At 63.3% G+C, this 19,692-nt stretch carries 23 protein-coding genes; 4 read left to right on the top strand and 19 right to left on the bottom strand.

Annotation, left to right across the window (positions count from 1 at the left end):
* Positions 1-67: 67 nt before the first annotated feature.
* From I6L40_RS18920 to I6L40_RS18840, 17 genes are read right to left on the bottom strand one after another with little or no spacing between them, the layout of a single operon-like run.
* Entirely contained in the window at positions 68-1,309 is a 1,242-nt protein-coding gene (locus I6L40_RS18920; protein ID WP_071914686.1) for a beta-ketoacyl-ACP synthase, read from the bottom strand.
* Positions 1,306-2,031: a 3-ketoacyl-ACP reductase FabG2 gene (locus I6L40_RS18915; protein ID WP_071914684.1), complete on the bottom strand. Its 726-nt coding sequence runs from the start codon at positions 2,029-2,031 to the stop codon at positions 1,306-1,308. The genes I6L40_RS18920 and I6L40_RS18915 overlap by 4 nt, the downstream gene beginning before the upstream one ends.
* A complete protein-coding gene (locus I6L40_RS18910; RefSeq protein ID WP_071914682.1) occupies positions 2,028-2,486 on the bottom strand; it encodes a hotdog family protein in 459 nt (152 codons plus the stop codon). The genes I6L40_RS18915 and I6L40_RS18910 overlap by 4 nt, the downstream gene beginning before the upstream one ends.
* Positions 2,483-3,649, bottom strand: a complete 1,167-nt coding sequence (locus I6L40_RS18905) for a beta-ketoacyl-[acyl-carrier-protein] synthase family protein (protein ID WP_071914680.1) — start codon at positions 3,647-3,649, stop codon at positions 2,483-2,485. Before I6L40_RS18905 ends, I6L40_RS18910 begins: the two co-directional genes overlap by 4 nt.
* On the bottom strand, positions 3,646-4,200 hold the full coding sequence (locus tag I6L40_RS18900) for a DUF3261 domain-containing protein (RefSeq protein WP_143241855.1): 555 nt from the start codon (positions 4,198-4,200) through the stop codon (positions 3,646-3,648). The genes I6L40_RS18905 and I6L40_RS18900 overlap by 4 nt, the downstream gene beginning before the upstream one ends.
* Complete coding sequence (locus I6L40_RS18895; protein ID WP_071914676.1) at positions 4,200-6,512, bottom strand: MMPL family transporter; 2,313 nt, start codon at positions 6,510-6,512, stop codon at positions 4,200-4,202. The genes I6L40_RS18900 and I6L40_RS18895 overlap by 1 nt, the downstream gene beginning before the upstream one ends.
* The gene (locus I6L40_RS18890; protein ID WP_071914674.1) at positions 6,502-7,095 is read right to left on the bottom strand and encodes an outer membrane lipoprotein carrier protein LolA; all 594 of its coding nucleotides are present in this window, start codon (positions 7,093-7,095) and stop codon (positions 6,502-6,504) included. The genes I6L40_RS18895 and I6L40_RS18890 overlap by 11 nt, the downstream gene beginning before the upstream one ends.
* Positions 7,095-7,532, bottom strand: a complete 438-nt coding sequence (locus tag I6L40_RS18885) for a thioesterase family protein (protein WP_071914672.1) — start codon at positions 7,530-7,532, stop codon at positions 7,095-7,097. Before I6L40_RS18885 ends, I6L40_RS18890 begins: the two co-directional genes overlap by 1 nt.
* Positions 7,510-9,081: a histidine ammonia-lyase gene (hutH, locus tag I6L40_RS18880; RefSeq protein ID WP_071914670.1), complete on the bottom strand. Its 1,572-nt coding sequence runs from the start codon at positions 9,079-9,081 to the stop codon at positions 7,510-7,512. The genes I6L40_RS18885 and hutH overlap by 23 nt, the downstream gene beginning before the upstream one ends.
* Positions 9,068-10,744, bottom strand: coding sequence for a glycosyltransferase (locus I6L40_RS18875; RefSeq protein WP_216994705.1), 1,677 nt, complete (start codon positions 10,742-10,744; stop codon positions 9,068-9,070). The genes hutH and I6L40_RS18875 overlap by 14 nt, the downstream gene beginning before the upstream one ends.
* Positions 10,741-11,106, bottom strand: coding sequence for a hydroxymyristoyl-ACP dehydratase (locus tag I6L40_RS18870; protein ID WP_104016679.1), 366 nt, complete (start codon positions 11,104-11,106; stop codon positions 10,741-10,743). The genes I6L40_RS18875 and I6L40_RS18870 overlap by 4 nt, the downstream gene beginning before the upstream one ends.
* Positions 11,106-12,497, bottom strand: a complete 1,392-nt coding sequence (locus I6L40_RS18865) for an AMP-binding protein (protein WP_216994704.1) — start codon at positions 12,495-12,497, stop codon at positions 11,106-11,108. Before I6L40_RS18865 ends, I6L40_RS18870 begins: the two co-directional genes overlap by 1 nt.
* Complete coding sequence (locus I6L40_RS18860) at positions 12,494-13,057, bottom strand: hypothetical protein (protein WP_208737773.1); 564 nt, start codon at positions 13,055-13,057, stop codon at positions 12,494-12,496. The genes I6L40_RS18865 and I6L40_RS18860 overlap by 4 nt, the downstream gene beginning before the upstream one ends.
* On the bottom strand, positions 13,057-13,302 hold the full coding sequence (locus tag I6L40_RS18855; protein WP_033114589.1) for an acyl carrier protein: 246 nt from the start codon (positions 13,300-13,302) through the stop codon (positions 13,057-13,059). The genes I6L40_RS18860 and I6L40_RS18855 overlap by 1 nt, the downstream gene beginning before the upstream one ends.
* A 5-nt stretch (positions 13,303-13,307) precedes the next feature.
* Positions 13,308-13,568: a phosphopantetheine-binding protein gene (locus tag I6L40_RS18850; RefSeq protein ID WP_208737774.1), complete on the bottom strand. Its 261-nt coding sequence runs from the start codon at positions 13,566-13,568 to the stop codon at positions 13,308-13,310.
* Entirely contained in the window at positions 13,549-14,301 is a 753-nt protein-coding gene (locus tag I6L40_RS18845; protein ID WP_254204058.1) for a 1-acyl-sn-glycerol-3-phosphate acyltransferase, read from the bottom strand. The genes I6L40_RS18850 and I6L40_RS18845 overlap by 20 nt, the downstream gene beginning before the upstream one ends.
* Before the next feature lie 26 nt (positions 14,302-14,327).
* On the bottom strand, positions 14,328-15,041 hold the full coding sequence (locus I6L40_RS18840) for a beta-ketoacyl synthase chain length factor (protein ID WP_216994702.1): 714 nt from the start codon (positions 15,039-15,041) through the stop codon (positions 14,328-14,330).
* Positions 15,042-15,293: 252 nt separating this feature from the next.
* On the opposite strand from I6L40_RS18840, the gene I6L40_RS18835 reads away from it, so the two are divergent.
* The 3 genes from I6L40_RS18835 to I6L40_RS18825 are packed head-to-tail and all read left to right on the top strand — an operon-like array spanning position 15,294 to position 16,995.
* A complete protein-coding gene (locus tag I6L40_RS18835) occupies positions 15,294-15,689 on the top strand; it encodes a hypothetical protein (RefSeq protein WP_201931388.1) in 396 nt (131 codons plus the stop codon).
* 12 nt (positions 15,690-15,701) lie between these two features.
* Positions 15,702-16,763 (top strand): methyltransferase, encoded by a 1,062-nt coding sequence (locus I6L40_RS18830; RefSeq protein ID WP_209297076.1) that lies wholly within the window; start codon positions 15,702-15,704, stop codon positions 16,761-16,763.
* A gap of 19 nt (positions 16,764-16,782) precedes the next feature.
* A complete protein-coding gene (locus tag I6L40_RS18825; protein WP_209297075.1) occupies positions 16,783-16,995 on the top strand; it encodes a hypothetical protein in 213 nt (70 codons plus the stop codon).
* 41 nt (positions 16,996-17,036) lie between these two features.
* Here I6L40_RS18825 and I6L40_RS18820 read toward each other — a convergent pair whose 3' ends face one another.
* Together I6L40_RS18820 and I6L40_RS18815 are read right to left on the bottom strand one after the other, a co-directional pair.
* Positions 17,037-17,945 (bottom strand): pseudouridine-5'-phosphate glycosidase, encoded by a 909-nt coding sequence (locus tag I6L40_RS18820; protein WP_216994701.1) that lies wholly within the window; start codon positions 17,943-17,945, stop codon positions 17,037-17,039.
* The gene (locus I6L40_RS18815; protein ID WP_043850319.1) at positions 17,939-19,030 is read right to left on the bottom strand and encodes a PfkB family carbohydrate kinase; all 1,092 of its coding nucleotides are present in this window, start codon (positions 19,028-19,030) and stop codon (positions 17,939-17,941) included. The genes I6L40_RS18820 and I6L40_RS18815 overlap by 7 nt, the downstream gene beginning before the upstream one ends.
* Before the next feature lie 204 nt (positions 19,031-19,234).
* Here I6L40_RS18815 and I6L40_RS18810 point away from each other — a divergent pair, with 204 nt between their 5' ends.
* Positions 19,235-19,687 carry an RNA methyltransferase gene (locus I6L40_RS18810; RefSeq protein WP_071914654.1) on the top strand — a complete coding sequence of 151 codons (453 nt, stop codon included), beginning with the start codon at positions 19,235-19,237 and terminating at the stop codon, positions 19,685-19,687.
* Positions 19,688-19,692: the final 5 nt, after the last annotated feature.

Genomic DNA, 19,692 nt, shown 5'->3' with positions numbered 1-19,692 from the left:
GACGCCGGATTGCGGATAAAACAAGGGGCCATATCGGCCCCTTTTTCGTTGCTTGCTGTGATGTCACTTATTTTGTTTCATCGTGCCAGCGGCGGAAGATGAGTGAGGTGTTGATGCCGCCGAAGGCGAAGTTGTTGGACATCAGATACTCGATCTCCAGCTGGCGTCCCTGACCCGTGATGTGGTCGAGGGGCTCGCAGGCAGGATCCGGGTTGGCCAGATTGAGGGTCGGAGCAAACCAGCCATCGTGCAGCATCTCAAGCGACAGCCAGGCTTCGATGGCGCCACAGGCACCGAGGGTATGGCCGAAGTAGCTCTTGAGCGAGGAGATGGGGGTCTGGTCACCGAAGATGGCGGCGGTCGCCTGGCTCTCGGCGATATCGCCCCGCTCGGTGGCGGTGCCGTGAGCACTGATATAGCCAATCTGCTCGGGGCGCAGCCCGGCCTGATCCAGCGCCATCTGCATGCAGAGCTGCATGGTCTGGCTCTGGGGCTGGGTGACATGGGCCGCATCGCAGTTGGTGGCAAAGCCGACCAGCTCGGCGATGATGTGGGCACCGCGGGCGAGGGCGTGGTCCAGCTCTTCGAGCACCAGAGTGGCAGCCCCTTCGCCGATCACCAGTCCGTCGCGATCCCGGTCAAACGGGCGCGGGGTGAGCTCGGGGGTGTCGTTGAGCTGACTGGTGGCAAACAGGGTATCGAACACCACCGCCTCGGAGGGGCAGAGCTCCTCCGCGCCACCAGCCACCATCACGGTCTGGTAGCCGTGGCGGATCGCCTCGTAGGCGTAGCCGATCCCCTGGCTGCCGGAGGTGCAGGCGCTGGATGTCGGGATGACCCGGCCTCGCAGGCCGAAGAAGAGGCCGGTGTTGACCGCTGTCGTGTGCGGCATCATCTGCACATAGGTGGTGGCGGTGATGTTGGCGGTGGTCTTGTCGTTGAGCATGGCGCCAAAGGCGCTGATGGGTGCCGTGCTGCCGGTGGAGGAGCCATAGGCGATACCGGTGCGGCCATCGCTCAGCACAGCTTCGTTCAGCAACTTCGCCTGCTCCAGCGCGAGCTCGGAGGCCACGGTCGACATCTCGGAGACTCGCCCCATGGCGCGGATCTTCTTGCGCGGATAGTGGGCCGGCAGGGCAAAGTCGCTGATCGGTGCGGCTAGCCGGGTGTTGAGCCCGTCATAGACCCCCCACTCGTGCATGGTGACCACGGCGTTGCGCCCTGCCTGCAGGCGCGGTTTGACGCTGGCCCAGTCGTTGCCAAAGGCGGTCACACCGGCCATGCCGGTGACTACGACCCGTCGATTCATATCAGGCCTCCGTTGATGGAAATTACTTGCCGGGTGACATAGCCGGCGATATCGGACATCAGGTAGGAGACCAGACCGGCTACCTCCTCTGCCTGTCCCATGCGTTTGAGAGGGATCATCTTGAGCGCTTCTCCCTCCACTTCCGGGCTGACCATGCCGGTGTCGATAAGGCCGGGGGCCACGCAGTTGACCGTGATCCGCCGTTTGGCGAGCTCCAGCGCCAGCGCTTTGGTGGCACCGATAAGGCCGGCCTTGGAGGCGCTGTAGTTGACCTGACCGCGGTTACCCATGATGCCGGAGACCGAGGAGAGGGTGACGATGCGCCCGCCGCGGCGCAGTCCGATCATCGGCATGATGCAGGGTTTGAGCAGGTTGTAGAAACCGTCGAGGTTGGTGTGGATGACATCATCCCACTCGTCGTCGGTGAGTGCCGGGAAGGCGCCGTCACGCACGATGCCGGCATTGCAGACTACGCCGTAGTAAGCGCCGTGCTGCTCGATGTCGGCTTCAAGGCGTGCGCGGCACAGCTCGCGATCGCCGATATCAAACTGGATGAGGCGCCCGTTGCCGCCTAGGGCGGTGATCTCGTCGAGGGTCGCCTGCGCCCCCTGCAGGTCGCTGTGGTAGTGGACGACTACGGTGAAACCGTCGGCCGCAAGCTTGAGGGCGATGGCGCGGCCAATTCCCTTGCTGGCGCCGCTAACCAGTACGGTCGAATTCATTGTTTCTGCTCCAGTAAATCTGTCAGTTGTGCCTCGGTGGGCTGATAGGTGCTCAGGCGGGCTCTGGCGCACTCGCGATCCCCAAGCCAGATGCTGCATTCAAAGCTGGCCATCCCGCCATCCTGCAGCAGGCAGTGGGCCTCGATGCGCAGCAGGCTGCCGGAGGCAAAGACGGGCAGCTCGCTCTGGTATTTGCGGGTGCCGAGCAGCATGCCGATCCGCACCGGCTCATGGTGGCTGTGTGCCTGCATACCTGCCCAGGCGGCGATGGTTTGCGCCATCAGTTCGATACCGCACCAGCCGGGCAGATCGCCGTTGTCATCGAGCAGCAGCCCCTGCCGTGCTCCCACCACCGTTTCGCAGCAGACACTCTGCTCGTCGTGCGCTGTGACGCGCTCGAGCAGCAGCATTGGCGCGCGATGGGGAAGCAGTTGTTCTATGGGAGGAAAAGTCATGATGCCTCTTTGCCAAAAATCAGGCTGACGTTGTTGCCACCAAAGGCAAACGAGTTGGACATGATGATATCGACCGGCCCCTGCTTCTGCACAAGAGAGATGGGGGCTAGCGCCGGATCGGCCGTTTCACCCTGCGGTGGCAGCGGCAGGCCCCGCTCGATCAGCAGGCAGCAGAGCGCCGCTTCGGTCGCACCGGCAGCCCCGAGGGTGTGGCCGGTCAGCACCTTGGTCGAGCTGACCGGTACCTTGTTCGGGAAGAGGCGCGCCAGCGCGCGGCTCTCCATCTCGTCGTTGAGGCGGGTGGCGGTGCCGTGGGCATTGACGTAACCGATCCGTTCAGCCTCAAGGCCGGCGCGGGTCAGCGCCATCCGCATCGCCCGCTCGGCACCTTCCCCTTGCGGGTGCGGCGCCGAGATATGCCAGGCATCCGATGACTCTCCATCCCCCAGCAGGGCTAGCGGAGCGGGCTCCAGGCTCACCAGAAACAGGGCCGCCCCTTCGCCGATGTTGATGCCATCGCGCCCGGCGGCAAACGGCTGGCAGCGCTGTTCGCTCAAGGACTCCAGACTGTCAAAGCCGTTGAGGGTGAGGCCGCACAGGGAGTCGGCCCCACCGACCAGCGCCACATCGGCCTGACCGCTGGCCAGCAGGCGGCGGGCGGTAATGAAGGCGCGAGCGCTCGAGGAACAGGCGGTCGAAATGGTCATCGCCGGCCCCTCAAGACCAAGGTGAGCGGCGAGAAACAGCGAGGGTGAGCCGAGCTCCTGCTGTACGTAGTCAAACTGCGGTGGCAGCGCCTCGCCACGCTCGCTCGCCGCAACGGCGGCCTCGGCCTCGCCGATGCCGGAGGTGCTGGTGCCGAGCACCAGCGCCACCCGCTGCGATCCGACGCGGGCGATAGCGGCGTTCACTTCGTCTTCGATATCGGCCAGCGCCGCGAGCAGCAACCGGTTGTTGCGCGAGTCGTAAGTGGTGATCGTCACCGCTGGCAACGGATGGCGCACCCGACCCACCGGCGAGGTGCGGCCATCGACCAGCGTCCAGTGTTCGCCATCGAGCGGGCTGGCGCCACGGATGCGCCACGCCTCGAGGGCGGCACTCACCTCATCCTTGCCACGGCCGAGGGCGTTGATGAGGCTGTAGGCGTGAATGTAGAGGGTCATTGCGCCAGATTCTCCAGTTGCAGGCGGTAGCCAAAGCGGTGCTGGGTCAGGCTGACCGGCTCGCGCTGGCCTTGCCAGTGCTGATAGCGGATTTCGGTGACCAGTACGCCGGCAGGGTCGGTGAGGCGGCGAACATCCCCCTCATCGACCAGCTGCCAGCCCGCCGGCAGACGGGATTGCCACTCGGCCAGCGGCCAGTAGCAGAGCATCACGTCGGCCAGTACCTGAGCCGGCGGGGGCAGGGCGTTACCGGGCAGGGGGAGCAGCCGCTCGCTGTGAATGCCGCTCTGGTCGTACTGCACCTTGAACAGGCGCGCACCGGTCGGCATCAGCCCGACCAGGGTGATGCCCTGCTGGCCGGCCTCCAGTGCGGTGAGCAGCTGATACTGCTTACCCTTGACGCTGGCGATCAGCAGTTGTTGGCGGTTTAGCGGTTCGGCGCGCTGGGGCGCCGGCAGCGAGAGGGGAACGCCCGGGGCGATAAACGCCTCTATCCCCTGCTGGCTGCTGCAACCGCTCAGCAGCACCAGCAGCAAGTACCAGTATCTCATCATGACTCCGCAGCTGGCCGCGGGGCCAGCACCATGGGGGATAACAGAAACGCGGTGAAGATCCCGCCGCTCAGCACAATTCCGAAACCGGCGATGGCCGGGGTGTTGCTGAGCGCCAGCAGGCCGAAGGCCAGCAGGGTAGTGAGGTGGGCCAGCAGGATGGCGAGCAGGGTCGATTGCTGGCGGGCAGGCTCGCTGCCGCAGTGGGCGAAGAAGAGCCCGTAATCGATGCCGATGCCGAAGATAAGGCTCAGCGCCAGCACGCCAAAGAGGGTGAGCGGCTGGCCACTGAAGCCAAGCAGCGCCAGCCCCATGGCGATGGCCAGCCCGTTGACCAGCAGGATGCGCAGGGTCAGGCGCCAGCCGATGCGATGCCAGAGCAGCCCCATCACCAGCACCACTGCGACCAGCAGCAGCTCGGCGAGCTTGAGGCGGTAATCGGCAAAGAGCTGGCTCCACTGGCTGCGCTGATCCTGCCAGATCACCCCGTCATGCTCGTCAGCCAGACGGGCCAGCGCGGCGGCATCGTGAATGCCGGCCAGCGGCACCCAGATGCCGACCCGGCCATCGGGCAGGGCGTACCAGAGCAGGCGGCTCCCTTCGCTGACCGGGCTGGTTAGCCACGCCTCGGGGGTCAGCAGATCCAGGGGACGAGCGCTGGCCTCCACCGGCACACCGGCTGCCTTGAGGGCGGAAATGACGCCCGGTTGCAGCGCCATGATGGCCTGATGATCTGCCTGCTGACGAGCCCTCGAGGGGATCCACTGGCTGATGGCGACAAACTGGTCGAGCACCTTGTGCTGGCGGGCCAGCTCAAGCTGGTCAGCCAGCCTCTCTAGACGGGTGAGGGCCTGCTCGCCATCGCGGCCTACCACCAGATAGCCGGTCATGCCTCCCTGCTGGCCGGTCAGTTGCTGGATCTGGCGCTCCTGCGCCTGCAGCTCGTGGGGCAGGGGTTGCAGCTTCTGGATATCGTCATCCACCACGAGGCGGCTGATGCCGATGGCGCTGATCACCAGCACCAGTAGCGGCAGCCAGCGGCGCAGGCCGCCCGGGCGCTGCCAGGCCTCAATCCAGCGCACCTGCCAGTGGCGGATGGGCAAAGCCCCCTGCGGCAGGTCGCCCAGCCAGTAGGGGAAGAGCAGCAGCACGGTCAGGAAGGCGGCCAGCAAGCCTGCCAGCGCGCAGATGGCGAGCTGTTGCAGCCCCGGGAAGGGGGCGAGCCAGAGCAGGGCATAGCCGATCAGGGTGGTGAGCAGTGCCAGACTCAGCCCCGGCAGCAGGTGGGCGCGGGTCTGCGCCGGTGTCTCGTGACCATGCAGGCGCCGCTCGCTCAGGAAGTGGATGGCATAGTCGATGGAGATGCCGATGAGGCTTGAGCTGATCACCAGGGTGAAGACGTGGATCTCGCCAAACACCAGCAGTACGGCGCCTAGCCCCCACAGCATCCCCATCGTCAGCGGCAGCAGGGAGAGCAGCAGGGCGCGCACCGAGCGAAATGCCAGCCAGATGAGCACAATGACCCCGATAAGAGAGCCCAGCCCGATGGTCGAGATATCCTGCTCGGCGAGCGAACTGGCGTGCTGGCTGTAGAAGAGGGTGCCGCGGCGCAGCAGTTCGACGCCCGGATAGTGCTGGCGCAACTGCTGCTCGGCGGCTGCCAGCTCGGTGAGCAGCTGGCGGTTGCGCGCCATGTCGAAAGCGGAGAGGTTGAGTTCGGCCCGTACCATATACCAGCGGCGGCCATCCGGCCCGGTGCTGCTGAGCCAGCCTTTTTCGTCCAGCTGCATCGGACTCTTCTGCTCCAGCACCGCAGCGCGGGTCAGCAGCAGGGGATCGGCCTGCCACTCGGCGCGCGAGACGCCGCCGAAGGGGGAGTAGATCTGCCCCAGCACCCACTGGCTCCACCCCTCGGGGCCACTGGCCAGCCGTGCCCGCGCGCTCGGCGTGAGGTGTTGCCACGCCATCTGTCGCATGTAGCTCTGCCAGGCGCCGGCGAGAGACGGCTGGGCCGCCTTCAGATGTTCCAGTGAGTCGATGGCGGCCAGCTGCTTGCTCCATGCGGTCGCGGCAGCTTCACCATTTTCGCCGGCGGGCAGGCTCACCAGCCACACTAGCTGCCGGTCGAGGTTGGCGAGCAGTCCGGCCCGGATTTCCGGATGCCACTGCTGGTGCTCCTCCTTGGGCAGCAGATCCATCACGCTGGTATTGAAGCGGGCGCGGGGCAGGGCCAGCGCCAGGGCAAGGCAGACCGCCACGCAGAGCAGCAGCCACAATCGCCCCAGCAGGCGCCACTGTTTCTCAGTGAGCATCAAAACGGGATTGCTCCTCGGCACTCAGGGGCAGGTTTTTAAGCTGCCAGTCAACAAAGCGGATCAGGGTGACATCCCCCTGTTTGTCATGGATGGCGAGCGAGGCGAGCTCGTGACGCCCCTTGAGCACCAGACTGGCGAAGACCTTGTCGAGGGGCGAGCGGATGGGCTCGAGGGTCAGGGTCCACTCTTCCCCCTCGCTGGCGAGTTTGTGGCGAAAGTAGTTATCCAGCGCCGCTTCGCTCGGGTCGAACAGGGCCAGCATCAGGTTGCTGAACTCCAGCAGCTGCGGGCTGTCGAGGGTCTGGGCCGGTTGACCGGGCAGCTGCTGCACCATGCGCGTCGGGGTGAGGGTCAGCGTCAGGGGAAAGGGTTTCTGCTGCTGCCACCAGAGCCCCTTGCCCTTCACCAGCAGCAGCTCACCGCTGGAGCGCAGCGCCTGAGTGAGGCCGCTTATCTGGCGCTCCTGCTCGAAACGGGCGCTGCGGGCATCGGCCGCCGTGAGCTGTTGCTGCACATCGGCCAGCGTGATTCCCAGCGTTGGCCAGGAGAGCAGAGCCAGCAGCAGGGTGAGACGGGCCATCATTCGCTCATCCCCAGCTTGTCGAGCAGCACCTGCGGTGAGGCGAGGCACATCTCGCCGCTCTGCTTGCTGACCGCCACCTGCACCGTGTACCCCTTGCTGGTGCGTTTGCCACTCTGCGGGTCATAGAGAAGGTAATCGATCTTGAGGCGATGCTGGTACTCGACCAGGGTGGCGCGCACCCGCACCGTCTGGCCAAAGCGCAGCGGGGCTATGTACTTCATCCGCACATCGATGACCGGCCACAGATAGCCGGAGGCCTCCATCTGCGGGTAGTTGTAGTCGATGCGATCGAGCAGGGCACAGCGGGCCAGCTCGATGTAGCGCAGGTAGTGGCCGTGCCAGGCAACGGCCATCATGTCGACGTCGTGGAAGGGGACGGTGACATCGACCTCGGCACTCAGCTGCCAGGGCTCAGACATGGGACACCTCGTCATAAATCGGGTAGTGACGTGCCTGCAGGCGGGCCATCATGGCGCGCAGCTCGGCCTCCAGCGGGCGGTCTTCGCAGAGGAAGGGGTGATCGCGGCGTACCGCCTCGACAGTGGCAGCGAGCGCCGGACTGAGGGTGGTCTGGTCATTGCACTGCAGGGCAAGGCGCAGCTCGACTCCCTGCACCGCCGCCAGCAGGCTGGCGCTGGCCACCTGTTCGGTCAGGGTCAGCACCCGCAGCGCATCGCGGGCGGCGATGGTGCCCATGCTCACCTTGTCCTGATTGTGGCACTCGGTCGAGCGCGAAAAGACGCTGGCGGGCATGGTGTGCTTGAGCGCTTCCGCCGTCCAGGCCGAGGCGCCAATTTGCACCGCCTTGAAGCCGTGGTTGATAAAGCGGCGCTCGTCGCTTGCGCCGGAGAGGTTGCTCGGCAGCCCCTGATTGAACTTGCTGTCGACCAGCTGGGCCAGCTGACGGTCGAGCAGATCGGCCAGATTGGCCACCGCCACCTTCATGCTGTCCATCGCCATGGCGATATGGCCGCCGTAGAAGTGACCGCCGTGCATCACATGCTCCCCGTCACCGTCGATGAGGGGGTTGTCGTTGGCGCTGTTGAGCTCGTTTTCGATAAGCGTGCGCCACCAGGGCAGGCTGTCGGCCACCACGCCGATGACGTGGGGCGCGCAGCGCAGGGAGTAGCGATCCTGCAGCCGGTTGCTGTGGTGCGGCAGCTCGCCGCTCTGCAGATCGGCGCGCAGCCAGGCGGCGATCTGCTGCTGGCCCGGGTGGGGCTTGGCGGCAAACAGGCGCTCGTCAAAGTGGAAGGCGTTGCCCTCCATCGCCACGCTCACCAGCGCGGTGATTCGGGTGCAGAGCCGCATCAGGTATTCACAGCGGGCATAGGCGAGGCAGGCGAGCGCCGTCATCACCGAGGTGCCGTTCATCAGTGCCAGTCCCTCTTTCGGACGCAGCTGGAGCGGTGTGATGCCGAGCTCGCGATAGAGCTCGGCCGCGCTGGTCAGCTCCCCGTTGCGGTAGAGTTCTCGCTCGCCGATCAGCGCTGCCGCCACGTAGGAGAGCGGAGTGAGATCGCCGCTGGCACCGACCGAACCCTCTTCGGGAATGCGCGGCAACAGGTCTTGCTCCAGTAGCCAGGTAAGCCGCTCGAGCAGGGGCAGGCTGACGCCGGAGACCCCCTGTGCCAGCGAGTTGAGGCGGGTAGCCAGCACGGCGCGGGTCGCGGCCAGACTCAGGTTCTCGCCCATACCGCAGCCGTGAAAGCGGGTCAGATGCAGGGGCAGGGTATCGACCAGATCGAGCGGCACTGCCCGGGTGACCGAGTCGCCATAGCCCGTGGTGACCCCGTAGATCACCCCTTCCTCGGCGAGCAGCCGGTCAAGATAGTCGGCGCCGCGTTGGATACGGGCCCGGAACTCGGGGGCCGGGTTGAGGTGTGGCGTGGCGCGACGCTCGGCCAGCGCGACGACCTCTTCGATGGTGAGGGGGCGGGCCCCGAAATGGATCTCGTGCATGCCTTGATCAGTCCTGCTCATCGGTCAGATGCCAAAAGTCGAAAAAGTTGAACCACTCCAGCGGCGCACGCAGGCAGTGGTGTTCCAGCCGGTTGGCGTAGTGCTGTACCCGGGCCTCGAGTTGCTGCTGGCGCCCGGCCCGCGGCAGGGGCGAGCCGTCGGCGAACGGCTCGAAGTGCACCCGAAAGCGCCCCTGCTCCCGCAGCCCGAACATCAGGTAGGTGGGGCAGCCGAGGATGGCCGACAGCGCAAACGGGCCGAGCGGGAAGGGGGCCTTGGCACCGAGAAAATCGGCCCAGACTACCCGTTTCTCTTTGGTCACCGAGGTGCGATCGCCGACGATCACCACCCACTCCCCTTCCTCGATGCGCGATTTGAGCATGATGGCGGTATCTGCCCCCAGCTCCTGCACCTGCACCAGATTGAGGCCGGAGTCGGGGTTCACCTCCTGCAGCAGGGTGTTGAAGCGGGCGGCGTGGCGGGTAAAAACCAGCGCCGTGATGCGTACCCCTTGCGCCTTGCTGCCAAGGGCGCGGCACAGCTCCAGATTGCCCAGATGGGAGCCGATGATGAGGGCTCCCTTGCCGCGAGCCGCCTCGTAATGGTGCGGGTTCACCAGTTCGATGTCGTCGAGGCCGATGTCGCCGCGCCAGGCGGCCAGTTTGTCGAGCGCCGCCTCGCCAAAGCGCAGGAAGTGGCGCAAGCTCCCCACCGGTTCGGGCAGCGGCTGGTTGAGCTCGGCGGCGCGGGCGGTGAGGCGGGTCAGATAGTCGCGGGAGGCCTCGCGCTGGCTGCGACCGGTCAGCCAGAAGTAGCTGATGACCGGCAGCAGCAGGGCCTTGAAGCCCGGACGGCCAAGCAGCCGGTAGCTCCAGAGCATGGTACGGATGCCGAGCAGGGTGCCGCGCTCCGGGGTGCGTGACCAGTGTTCCCGTCCGCGCATCAACAGTTGGCCGGGGGCGCGCAACAGGCTGGCTGCACCATCGCGCAGCAGGGTCAGCACCAGACGGGTGTGCATCCAGGAGATGCGCAGGTTGTCGTGCAGCGGGTTGAAATGGGAGAGGCCGTTCTCGGGGTAGTGCACCTTGACCGGAACAAAGCGCACCGCCACACCGCGCCAGTGCAGGCGCACCATGATTTCGATGTCGAAATCCATCCGTTCGCCGAGAGGGCACTGCTCAAGCAGCGCGCAGCTCGCCTCGACCGGATAGACGCGAAGGCCGCACATGCTGTCCTTGATCTCGAAGGAGAGTGTCTCGATCCAGACCCAGACGTGAGTCAGGTAGCGGCCGTAGAGGCGCCCCTTGGGCACAGATTCATCGTATTCGGGGGCGCCGGAGATGAGCGCCTGCGGGAAGCGCTCTGATTCGGCCAGCAGCTCTGGCAGGCGGGAGAGATCGTGCTGGCCATCCGCATCGACCTGCAGGGCGTGGCTGAAGCCGCGCGCTCTGGCTGCCAGCAGCGCCGTCTTGACTGCGCCACCCTTGCCCCGGTTGTGCGGATGGCGAAGCAACGTGACCCAGCCGGCGTGTTCGGCTGCCAGCTGATCGAGCAGGGCGGCAGCGGCCGGCTCGCTGCCATCATCGACCAGCAGGCAGGGGAGGTTGAGCTGCGCGAGTTCACGCAGCACCGCCGCGAGAGGGGCTGCGTGGTTATAGCAGGGGATGATGATGCAGGGCGTCACGATAGCTTGACCCGTCCGCTGCTGGCGAGCGGCAGTGTATCGACATCCTCTGCGCTGCCGAGACGATATTCAAAGCGCAGCTGGCCGTCGCCATGAGCGCGCAAGATCAGCCAGCAGTGATCATCCGGGCGCAGCGGGCGTTGGAACTTGAGCTGGTCCATCCCCTGAAACTCGCCGGTGAGCAGCTTCTCTGCGCGGGCGAAGTGAATGGCCAGTTGCAGCTGGGTGACCCCGGGCAGCAGGGGCGCCCCGGGAAAATGGCCTGCAAACCAGGGCAGGTCGGCACTCAGGTGCAGCAGCAACTGCACGCTATCGGAGGTTGCCTGACGTGCCAGCAGGGCGGGCAGCAGTGAACTATCCATCAGGTGGGTACTCCGGGTTGTTGCAGTGGCGTCTGGTCAAACGCCTGACGCAGCGCCACACCGTCGCGTTTGCCCGCGCCGGTCAGGGGCAGCGCCGGAAAAAGTCTGATGCTGCGCGGCAGCGCCACCGGCTCGAGCCAGGGGCGCAGCTGGCGGCGCAGCTGTTGCAAGAAGGCACCGTGGCCAAGGCGGGTGAAGTTCTGCATCCCCTGCTGGCTGAGCACCAGTGCGGCACCGAGCACCTGGCGTCCGCCCTGCTCAAGGGGCAAGACGGCGGCATCGAGAACCCCCTCCAGCGCCTTGATGCGCAGCTCGACATCGTCGAGCGAGATGCGTTTCTCCTCGAGCTTGACGATGCGATCGCGCCTGCCAAGCAGGTGAAAGCGGCCTGCTGCGCCGTTGTCGCCATCATCACACAGAGCGATGCGATCACTGCCGACCCAGGGCTCAGGCTCATCCATAAAGGGTGAACGCAACAGCAGAGTCTGCTCTTCGTCACAGCTGACGGAGACGCCGGCAAAAGGGGTCCAGGGGATATCGGGCGCAGCGCTCTGGCGCCAGCCGATGCCGCCAGTCTCGCTGCTGCCGTAGATCTCCACCGGCAAGGGGCCGAGCCGCGCCGCGCACTGGCGCGCATCTTCATAGGCGAGCGGGCCGCCGGAGGAGAAGATCAACCGGCAGCCGCTTCCCGCAAGGGCGGGATCGAGCCGCGACAGGAAGGCGGGCGAGCTGACCAGTACCCATGGCTCTTTCTGGCTGGCCAGTTGCTCCGGATAGTCGGTCTGGCTGCGGGCAAACGGTATGCCGAGCGCCAGTGGCAGCAGGATGCGAAAGAGCAGGCCGTAGATGTGCTGATGGCTGACGCTGGAGAAGAGCCGCGCACCCTCAAGGTGCTGATGCCACAGGGCGATCTGGGTACGTACCTCTGCCTCAAGCAGCGCCCAGGGTTTGGTGATCCCCTTGGGCTGGCCGGTAGAACCCGAGGTGTAGAGGGTGATCTCGGGGGCCAGCGTTGCTATCGCTTCCGTGGCTGGCAATGGCTCGCAGGCTGTAACGGCATCGATGCGCAGCACGGTGCAGGGGAGGGGCAGTGGTTCATCGCAAAGCAGCCCATCGAAGGCATCTTGATCCAGCAGCTCCTGCAAGCCGGCGAGGCGCTGGTGGCCGGGCAGCACTACGGCTCGCCCAGCCATGGCGCAGGCGATCAGCGCCTGACAAAAGTGGTAGCTGTCGCCGGTGCAGATGGCCCAGCGCTGCGCAGGCAGTGCGCTGAGCTGGCGGGCGAGCAGCCCGGCGCTCTGGCGAAGTTGTGCCAGCGTCCACGCTCGCTGGCCATCGAAGGTGACGACGCGGTTGCCATCTGCCTGCAGCAGTTCATCGAGCAGGGTCATGCGCTATCCCGTTTCATCACGCGCTGGCGCACCAGCCATTCACCGCCCATCAGCACGCCCATCAGCAGATAGCTGACAAGGCCGTTGTAGAGGCTCCAGAGCGCCAGATCGCCGTGCCAGACAGTCCAGCCAGAAAAGAGGCCGTTGCCGATAAAAAAGAGGCACCACACCCGGGTCACCTTGCGGGTGTAGCGGACTCCCCGCTCCGGCAGATCCGGCGTGGTGAGGCGGGCCAGCCGCTCAACCAGCGTCATAGGTTGAGTGAGGCTCCAGCCAAACACTCCCAGCAGGGTCGCATTGACGGCAATGGGGTAGTACAGCAGCCAGTCGTGCTCGCGAAACCAGAGGTTGAGGCCGATCAGCAACAGGCCAATGGCCCCTAGCCAGCGGGTTGCCCAGCGCCACGCGCCCGGCAGGGCTGCGCCGGCAAACAGGCGAATGGCAAACAGCGGCAACAGCAGCAGAGCCAGCAGGCTTCTCTCCCCGTGGGACAGGCCAAGATAGACCAGCAGGGGATAGAGCAGCAGCAAGGCGCCCGCCAGCAGGTTGATGCGACGCATTACTCGGCGAGCAGGCGTTCGACGGCGTCGACCACGTCGGCGACGGTGCGTACCGACTTGAACTCTTCCGGCTTGATCTTCTTGCCGGTCAGTTTTTGCAGGTGCACCACCAGATCGATGGCATCGATGCTGTCGAGTTCAAGCTGTTGATAGAGCTTGGCATCCATGGTGACGTCTTCGGGGTCGATTTCGAACAGCTCGACCAGGGCGCGGCGAATTTCGTTGAAGATCTCATCTCTGGTCATGGCGATTATCCCCGCTGCTGGGTGACGAGGGCAGCCAGGGCTGCAACAGAGGCAAAGTGACGACGGGTATTCTCGTCATCAGCCGAGAGCACGATGCCGTAGCGTCCCTTGATCGCCAGTCCCAGCTCCAGTGCATCGATGGAGTCGAGGCCGAGACCGTCATTGAAGAGCGGGGCGTCGGTGTCGATATCGGCAGTCGTCATGCCTTCGAGGTTGAGGCTGTCGATGATCAGTTGTTTGATTTCTTCAGTTAATGTTTGTTGCATCTTGAGTCCATACAGAGGCGGATTGGGCCGGGCTCAATACCCGTTTGAAATAGTGAGTGAGATGCCGCGCGGCCAGCGAAGGGGCCTCTTCGTGCGGCATCAGGTCCCGAGCCTGACACTGTGGCAGAAACTCTACCGTAAAGAGTGGCTTGTGCGCGGGCACATGGAACCATTTGTGCTGTTTGGTCAGAAACGGGGCCGAGCAGTGAATGCGAACCGGTTGTAGCCAGGCCTGACAACGGACGGCCAGATGGGCTGCGCCGCGTTGCAGTTGCAGCGGCTCGCCGGGGGTCGTGCGGGTGCCTTCCGGAAAGACCAACAGTACCGCACCTTGTTGCAGGCGTTCACAACATACCGGTAATAGTGTTTCGGCCGCGGCATTGGGAATATAACCGGCGGCCCGCACGATGCCGGCGACAAACGGATTATGCCAGAGCGCCTCTTTGACAATACAGTCGCACTCCGGCATGTAAGCCGCCAGCAATACATAATCGAGCAGGCTGGGGTGGTTGGCCAATACCAATACGCCACTCAGTTGTTGGGGCATATTGTGAAAGCGATAATCCAGCACCCTTAATTGCCTGAGCACATTGAGGAAAAAACGAAAACTTATTCTGATGGTGCTTTGGGCAAGGTGGCGACGCGTTTCCCCGCGTACCAATAACCAGAGCAGTGGAAACCAGACCAGCGTCAGCAGCAGGCAACCAATTCCGAACAGGGTAAATCCCAGCATGGTACCAATCAGGCGCCAGAGCCGATTCAATTGCGCTGCCATAGCCACTCCCTGCGCCCGTCGGTGATGCTAAATTCTGGCATGCCGTCCAGCAAGGCGCGCCAGCACGCGAGTGCATCGCTCTTGCCGGTTGCGCCAGTGTCCGTCGCCAGCGCACTCCCCTGCCACTCATCGCCCCGGCTCAGCAACATTGCCACCGCATGGGGCGGTGGTTCATCGCCGAGCCAGGGTTGGCTAAATGTCGGCAGCGTACCCTCAAAGGCCACCACCAGTACCCGTTCCATACCGTCGGCGAGCATGCCGATGGCTTCCTGCAGGGCCGCGGCAAAGGTACCGCTCCCCGCTGCCAGCGAGCTCATGGGGATGGGCTGCTTGCCCTGAATGGAGGTCAACCCGGCTGCGGTGTTGTGTACTGACTGGGAGAAATCGGTGGGGGAGAGACTGCGCGCCTGTGCCAGTGCCGTCAGCAGGCCAATGGAGCGATCCAGCTCCCCGTGGCGGCTGGCAAACACAGCCCCCTCTACCGTATGGCGCGACATCATGTCGAGGGCCATTTCTACCGCAAGGCGGCTACCCAAGCTCATGCGGCGTGCCACCATCATGGGGATGTGGGGCGTTGCCACAGGCGATTGCGTTGGCCAGATCCCCTCTTTCGCCCAGCCTTGCCACTGCTCCCGGGTGGTGAGACCCGGCGCCAGCGCGTAGCTTTCAACGATGGAAAAAGAGGAATTCTTGTACACGAAACGACCTTGACAGGATGATGCTAACGGGGAGACTCGACCACGGGCTCCCCCAGTGGTTCAGCTCCAGTTAAGGATTTGAATAGGACGTGCATATTACCACCATTTCAAATCAAGAACAGAGGCAAGCAGTGACGCAAGTTACAAGTATGAAGAAAGTATTCACCCTCACCTTTATTTATTGAAAGGACACACATTTTATTGTCTCATTGGGTCGGCTTTGACAGGTTCCAATTACAAAGGGTTACAAAAATGAAAATGCTCAAAATTATTATCAGCGCATTAACACTGCTGTTGGTTGCCGGTTGCTCCACTTCCCAGCCGGTCATGAATATGACCAATAGTCTGGTTCCGGCCAATCTGAGTGAAAAGGATGTTTCTCGCGCCATTATTAATGCCGGTGTTAGTAAAAAGTGGGTAATGCGTGAAGATCAGCCCGGGTTAATTACTGGCCATATTCAGGTTCGCCAACATCAGGCCAATATCAGCATTCCTTATAACACCGTTAATTACTCCATTAATTATGTGAGCAGCGTCAATTTGGATGACAAGGGTAAAGGAAAAATCCACCGCAATTACAACCGCTGGATTATTGGGCTGAACGAAGCAATTCAAATCGAATTGAATCGCGCCAGCAGCAACAAGTAAGGTCGGTGTCTCTTGAATCACTATCAGGCGGATCGTCATAACGCACTGGATGCCATCAGTCAGGCCCAGCGGATCGCTTTTGCGCCCATGCTGTTTCAGGCAGCCTGGAGCTTGCGTGAGTTCGGCATTCTGGCGTTTCTTGCCAAAGAGCGGCAAGGGGCGACCGCGGCGCAGATCGCCGAGGCGACCGGCTTGACCGAGTATGCGGTCAGCGTACTGCTCGACATGGGGCTGGGGGGCGGCATCTGCCACCTCAACGGGGAGTGCTACCTGCTGGACAAGGTGGGTCACTATCTGTTGAGCGATCCCATGACCCGGGTCAACATGGATTTTGTCCAGCACGTCTGTTACAAGCCCCTTGCCCACCTGCAGCAGGCCATCGAAAGCGGTACGCCTGCCGGGCTCAAGGAGTTTGGCGACTGGTCAAATCTCTATGCCCATCTGAAGGATCTGCCTGAGCCTGCGCGCAGCAGCTGGTTTCGTTTCGATCACTTTTATTCGGACTGGGCGTTCAAGCAGGCGCAGGATCTGGTACTCGGCTACGAGCCGCGCCACCTCTACGATCTGGGGGGTAATACCGGCAAGTGGGCCATCTCGTGTGCCCGGCGCAGTCCCGAACTGCAGGTGACCATTCTCGATCTGCCCGAGCAGATTGCCATGGCCAGCGAGCAGATCCGGGTCGCGGGGCTTGCCGAGCGGGTGCAGGGGTATCCTGTCAACCTGCTGTCGGAGCAAGCGTTGCCCGGTGAGGCGGACATCTGGTGGATGAGCCAGTTTCTCGACTGCTTCAGCCATGACGAGATTGTGGCCATGCTGCGGCGGATCAGAAGCAGCATGAAGGAGGGGGCCAGGTTGTGCATTCTGGAGCTGTTCTGGGATCGGCAGCCGTTCGAGGCAGCGAGCTTCAGCCTCAATGCCACCTCTCTCTACTTTACCTGTCTGGCCAATGGCAACAGCCGCTTCTACCACTCCAAGGAGTTGTACCAGTGTCTGCGCGAGGCCGAGTTCCATGTCGAGGAGGATCACGACATTCCGGGGCCGGGCCATACCCTGCTGGTTGCCAGACCACTGTGATAACGCCGGGAGAAGTGACATGAGCACAGTACAGATGAAATGCGTTCTGCTGATTGCGGGCGTGTTGCTGACGGGGTGTGCCGAGATGAAGGGGGTTGGTCGAACGATTGGCCATACCTCTCGTGATGTCACCCGGGAGATCGGTCATACGACCCGTGATGTGACCAGGGAGATAGGTCACGGCACGCGCGATACCGTCAAGGGCATCGGCAACGAGATAAAAAACATGTGATAGCAGGAGGGCCAACAGGCCCTCCTTTCATTTGCGCTTGATTACAGTGCGGCGGCGATGCGGGCACCGAGCGCCGCGTTGTTCAGTACCAGCTGGATGTTGGCCGCCAGCGAGTTGCCGCCAGTCAGCTCGCAGACACGTGCCAGCAAGAAGGGGGTAGACACCTTGCCCTTGATCCCCTGCTCGTCCGCTTCATGGAGCGCTCGGGCAATGGCTGCGTCGATATCGGCTTTCGGCATGGCGTGTGCGGTCGGGATGGGATTGGCCACCACGGCGCCGCCCGCCAGTCCCAGCTCCCACTTGAGGCGCAGCGCCTCGGCGATGGCTGCCGGACTCTCCAGTCGATAATCAACCTTGAAGCCGCTCTCGCGGGTGTAGAAGGCGGGCAACTCTTCGGTTTGATAGCCGATCACCGGCACCCCTTGTGTTTCCAGATACTCCAGTGTCAGCCCGATATCGAGGATCGACTTGGCGCCGGCACAGACTACGGCCACCGGCGTTTGCGCCAGCTCCTGCAGATCGGCCGAGATATCGAAGGTCTCCTGCGCGCCGCGATGTACCCCACCAATGCCACCGGTGGCAAAGACCCGGATCCCCGCCATGGCAGCGATGATCATGGTGGAGGCGACCGTGGTGGCTCCCATTCCCTTGCGCGCCAGTACGAACGGAATGTCGCGGCGGCTGCACTTGGTCACGCTGTGGCCAGCCCGGCCCAGCGCTTCCAGCGCACCGGCATCCAGACCTACCTTGAGGCGGCCGTCGAGGATGGCGATGGTGGCCGGGATGGCACCGTTGTCGCGCACCACCTGTTCAACCTGACGGGCCGTCTCCACATTCTGCGGATAGGGCATGCCGTGGGAGATGATGGTGGATTCGAGGGCGACCACCGGTTTGCCGGCGGCCAGTGCGGCAGCAACTTCCGGTTGGATATCGAGGTAAGCGTTCAGCATGAGTACTCCTCCAGTATGCGGTCAACGGCGGTCTTGCTCAGACCGGAAAAAACGGTATCGGAACAATTGACGGTGAGGGCGGCGCAGCCCAGGGCAAAGCGGGTGGTCTGGGCAATGTCGAGCTCTTGCAGCCAGGCGTGGGCGAGGCCAGCCATAAAGGCATCCCCGCCGCCGGTGACGTTGAGTACCGGACTACCCAGCACCGGCAGGTGGCCCTGCTGCTCGCCATCGCTGTAGAAGATTCCCTGTTCACCCAGACTGAGGAATAGTCGCTTGACCCCGGCGCGGTGGAACCAGGCGGCCACCATGGGCCAGGTTTCGGGCCCGGCGATGGTCATGCCGCACAGCTGCTCGGCTTCGCTGCGATTGGGTTTGAGGGTGTGGATCTTGCCGAGCCAGGGGCGGATCTTCTCCACCTTGGCCACCGAAACAGTATCGACAAAGATGGCGTGCTCACCTTGCCGCTCGAACAGCCAGTCGAGGGTGTGGATGGCCAGATTGGTGTCGAGCACCCAGAGCCGGGCACCGCCGAGAAAGCCACCGAGTGGGGTCAGGCGGGCAGGAGTGAGCTGCTCGATAATGGCCATGTCATTGATGGCACAGCTCATTTCGCCGCTACCATCATGCAGGCTGAGATAACAGGAGGTGGTGTGGCCATCGAGCACCAGAGTCTGGCGCACATCGACGCCGGCCCGCTGGCTCACTTCCAATAGATGGTGACCATACTGGTCGTTGCCGACTGCGGTCAGCAGTCGGGTATCGCTGCCGAGCCGTGCCAGATTCTCTGCGATATTGCGGCCAACACCACCGGCCGAGGTGCGCACCTTGCCCGGATTGGAGTCGCCGAGCAGCAGGTTGTCGTGGCTGGTGCCGCAAATATCCATATTGGCACCGCCGATCACCACCACGTAGGGGCCTTCTCGCAGTACATAACCTCTGCCTTGCACATACCCCTGCCGGATCAGGCTGGAGATGTGGCTGGCCAGCGCAGAGCGGCTGATACCGAGGCGATCGGCCAGCTCCTGCTGGGCAATCATGGGATCCTGACGCAGCAGGGCGAGGATCTCTTGTTCACGCTCAGTCATAGACAAACATCCATTTGCAAACGTTTGTTCATTATTGCTGAGAAACGTTTGCCGGCTATCGACTTGTACAAAATTTGTCGGCTTGCGCACAAAAAATCGACATTCAAAGCTGGGTTGGCAAGCGGTTTATCTGGGGAGGGGACTTTTAACGGGTCGGTGGCCCTGCAACGGCTTATAATGGCCGCCGCAAGATGAGGAGAGATGATGGAAAAGAGAGCATTCTGCTGCATAGGGCTGGTCAATCCCAAATCCCCGGAAAATGTCGGTGCCGTGATGCGAGCTGCGGGTTGCTACGGGGTGGATGAGGTCTACTACACCGGCAACCGCTTCGAACTGGCGCGCCGCTTTGCCACCGATACCAAGCAGATGGTGGAGAAGATCCCGTTGCTCGGGGTTGATGACCTGCTGCAATTCATGCCGGAAGGGAGTGTTCCCGTGGTGGTCGATCTGATCGATGGCGCTACACCGCTCCCCGACTATATCCATCCGGAGCGCGCTTTTTATATCTTCGGACCGGAGGATGGCACGCTCGATCCTGCCCTCTACGGGGCGGTGAAAGATGTGGTTTATGTGCCGACCCAAGGCTGCATGAATCTGGCCGCATCGGTCAACGTGATCCTCTATGACCGACTGGCCAAGGGGTATGGCAAGCCCTGAGACTG

The sequence above is a fragment of the Aeromonas sp. FDAARGOS 1410 genome, from assembly GCF_019048745.1.
Taxonomy (GTDB): Bacteria; Pseudomonadota; Gammaproteobacteria; order Enterobacterales; family Aeromonadaceae; genus Aeromonas; species Aeromonas jandaei.
The sequence above is the reverse complement of the archived record's forward strand: the minus strand, read 5'-3'. Positions and strand labels throughout refer to the sequence as shown.

Excerpts from the sequence above, each read along its gene's own strand:
- I6L40_RS18920 (WP_071914686.1), bottom strand. The coding sequence starts at position 1,309 with ATGAATCGACGGGTCGTAGTCACCGGCATGGCCGGTGTGACCGCCTTT.
- I6L40_RS18915 (WP_071914684.1), bottom strand. The coding sequence starts at position 2,031 with ATGAATTCGACCGTACTGGTTAGCGGCGCCAGCAAGGGAATTGGCCGC.
- I6L40_RS18910 (WP_071914682.1), bottom strand. The coding sequence starts at position 2,486 with ATGACTTTTCCTCCCATAGAACAACTGCTTCCCCATCGCGCGCCAATG.
- I6L40_RS18905 (WP_071914680.1), bottom strand. The coding sequence starts at position 3,649 with ATGACCCTCTACATTCACGCCTACAGCCTCATCAACGCCCTCGGCCGT.
- I6L40_RS18900 (WP_143241855.1), bottom strand. The coding sequence starts at position 4,200 with ATGAGATACTGGTACTTGCTGCTGGTGCTGCTGAGCGGTTGCAGCAGC.
- I6L40_RS18895 (WP_071914676.1), bottom strand. The coding sequence starts at position 6,512 with ATGCTCACTGAGAAACAGTGGCGCCTGCTGGGGCGATTGTGGCTGCTG.
- I6L40_RS18890 (WP_071914674.1), bottom strand. The coding sequence starts at position 7,095 with ATGGCCCGTCTCACCCTGCTGCTGGCTCTGCTCTCCTGGCCAACGCTG.
- I6L40_RS18885 (WP_071914672.1), bottom strand. The coding sequence starts at position 7,532 with ATGACGAGGTGTCCCATGTCTGAGCCCTGGCAGCTGAGTGCCGAGGTC.
- hutH (WP_071914670.1), bottom strand. The coding sequence starts at position 9,081 with ATGAGCAGGACTGATCAAGGCATGCACGAGATCCATTTCGGGGCCCGC.
- I6L40_RS18870 (WP_104016679.1), bottom strand. The coding sequence starts at position 11,106 with ATGGATAGTTCACTGCTGCCCGCCCTGCTGGCACGTCAGGCAACCTCC.
- I6L40_RS18865 (WP_216994704.1), bottom strand. The coding sequence starts at position 12,497 with ATGACCCTGCTCGATGAACTGCTGCAGGCAGATGGCAACCGCGTCGTC.
- I6L40_RS18860 (WP_208737773.1), bottom strand. The coding sequence starts at position 13,057 with ATGCGTCGCATCAACCTGCTGGCGGGCGCCTTGCTGCTGCTCTATCCC.
- I6L40_RS18855 (WP_033114589.1), bottom strand. The coding sequence starts at position 13,302 with ATGACCAGAGATGAGATCTTCAACGAAATTCGCCGCGCCCTGGTCGAG.
- I6L40_RS18850 (WP_208737774.1), bottom strand. The coding sequence starts at position 13,568 with ATGCAACAAACATTAACTGAAGAAATCAAACAACTGATCATCGACAGC.
- I6L40_RS18845 (WP_254204058.1), bottom strand. The coding sequence starts at position 14,301 with ATGCTGGGATTTACCCTGTTCGGAATTGGTTGCCTGCTGCTGACGCTG.
- I6L40_RS18835 (WP_201931388.1), top strand. The coding sequence starts at position 15,294 with ATGAAAATGCTCAAAATTATTATCAGCGCATTAACACTGCTGTTGGTT.
- I6L40_RS18825 (WP_209297075.1), top strand. The coding sequence starts at position 16,783 with ATGAGCACAGTACAGATGAAATGCGTTCTGCTGATTGCGGGCGTGTTG.
- I6L40_RS18820 (WP_216994701.1), bottom strand. The coding sequence starts at position 17,945 with ATGCTGAACGCTTACCTCGATATCCAACCGGAAGTTGCTGCCGCACTG.
- I6L40_RS18815 (WP_043850319.1), bottom strand. The coding sequence starts at position 19,030 with ATGACTGAGCGTGAACAAGAGATCCTCGCCCTGCTGCGTCAGGATCCC.
- I6L40_RS18810 (WP_071914654.1), top strand. The coding sequence starts at position 19,235 with ATGGAAAAGAGAGCATTCTGCTGCATAGGGCTGGTCAATCCCAAATCC.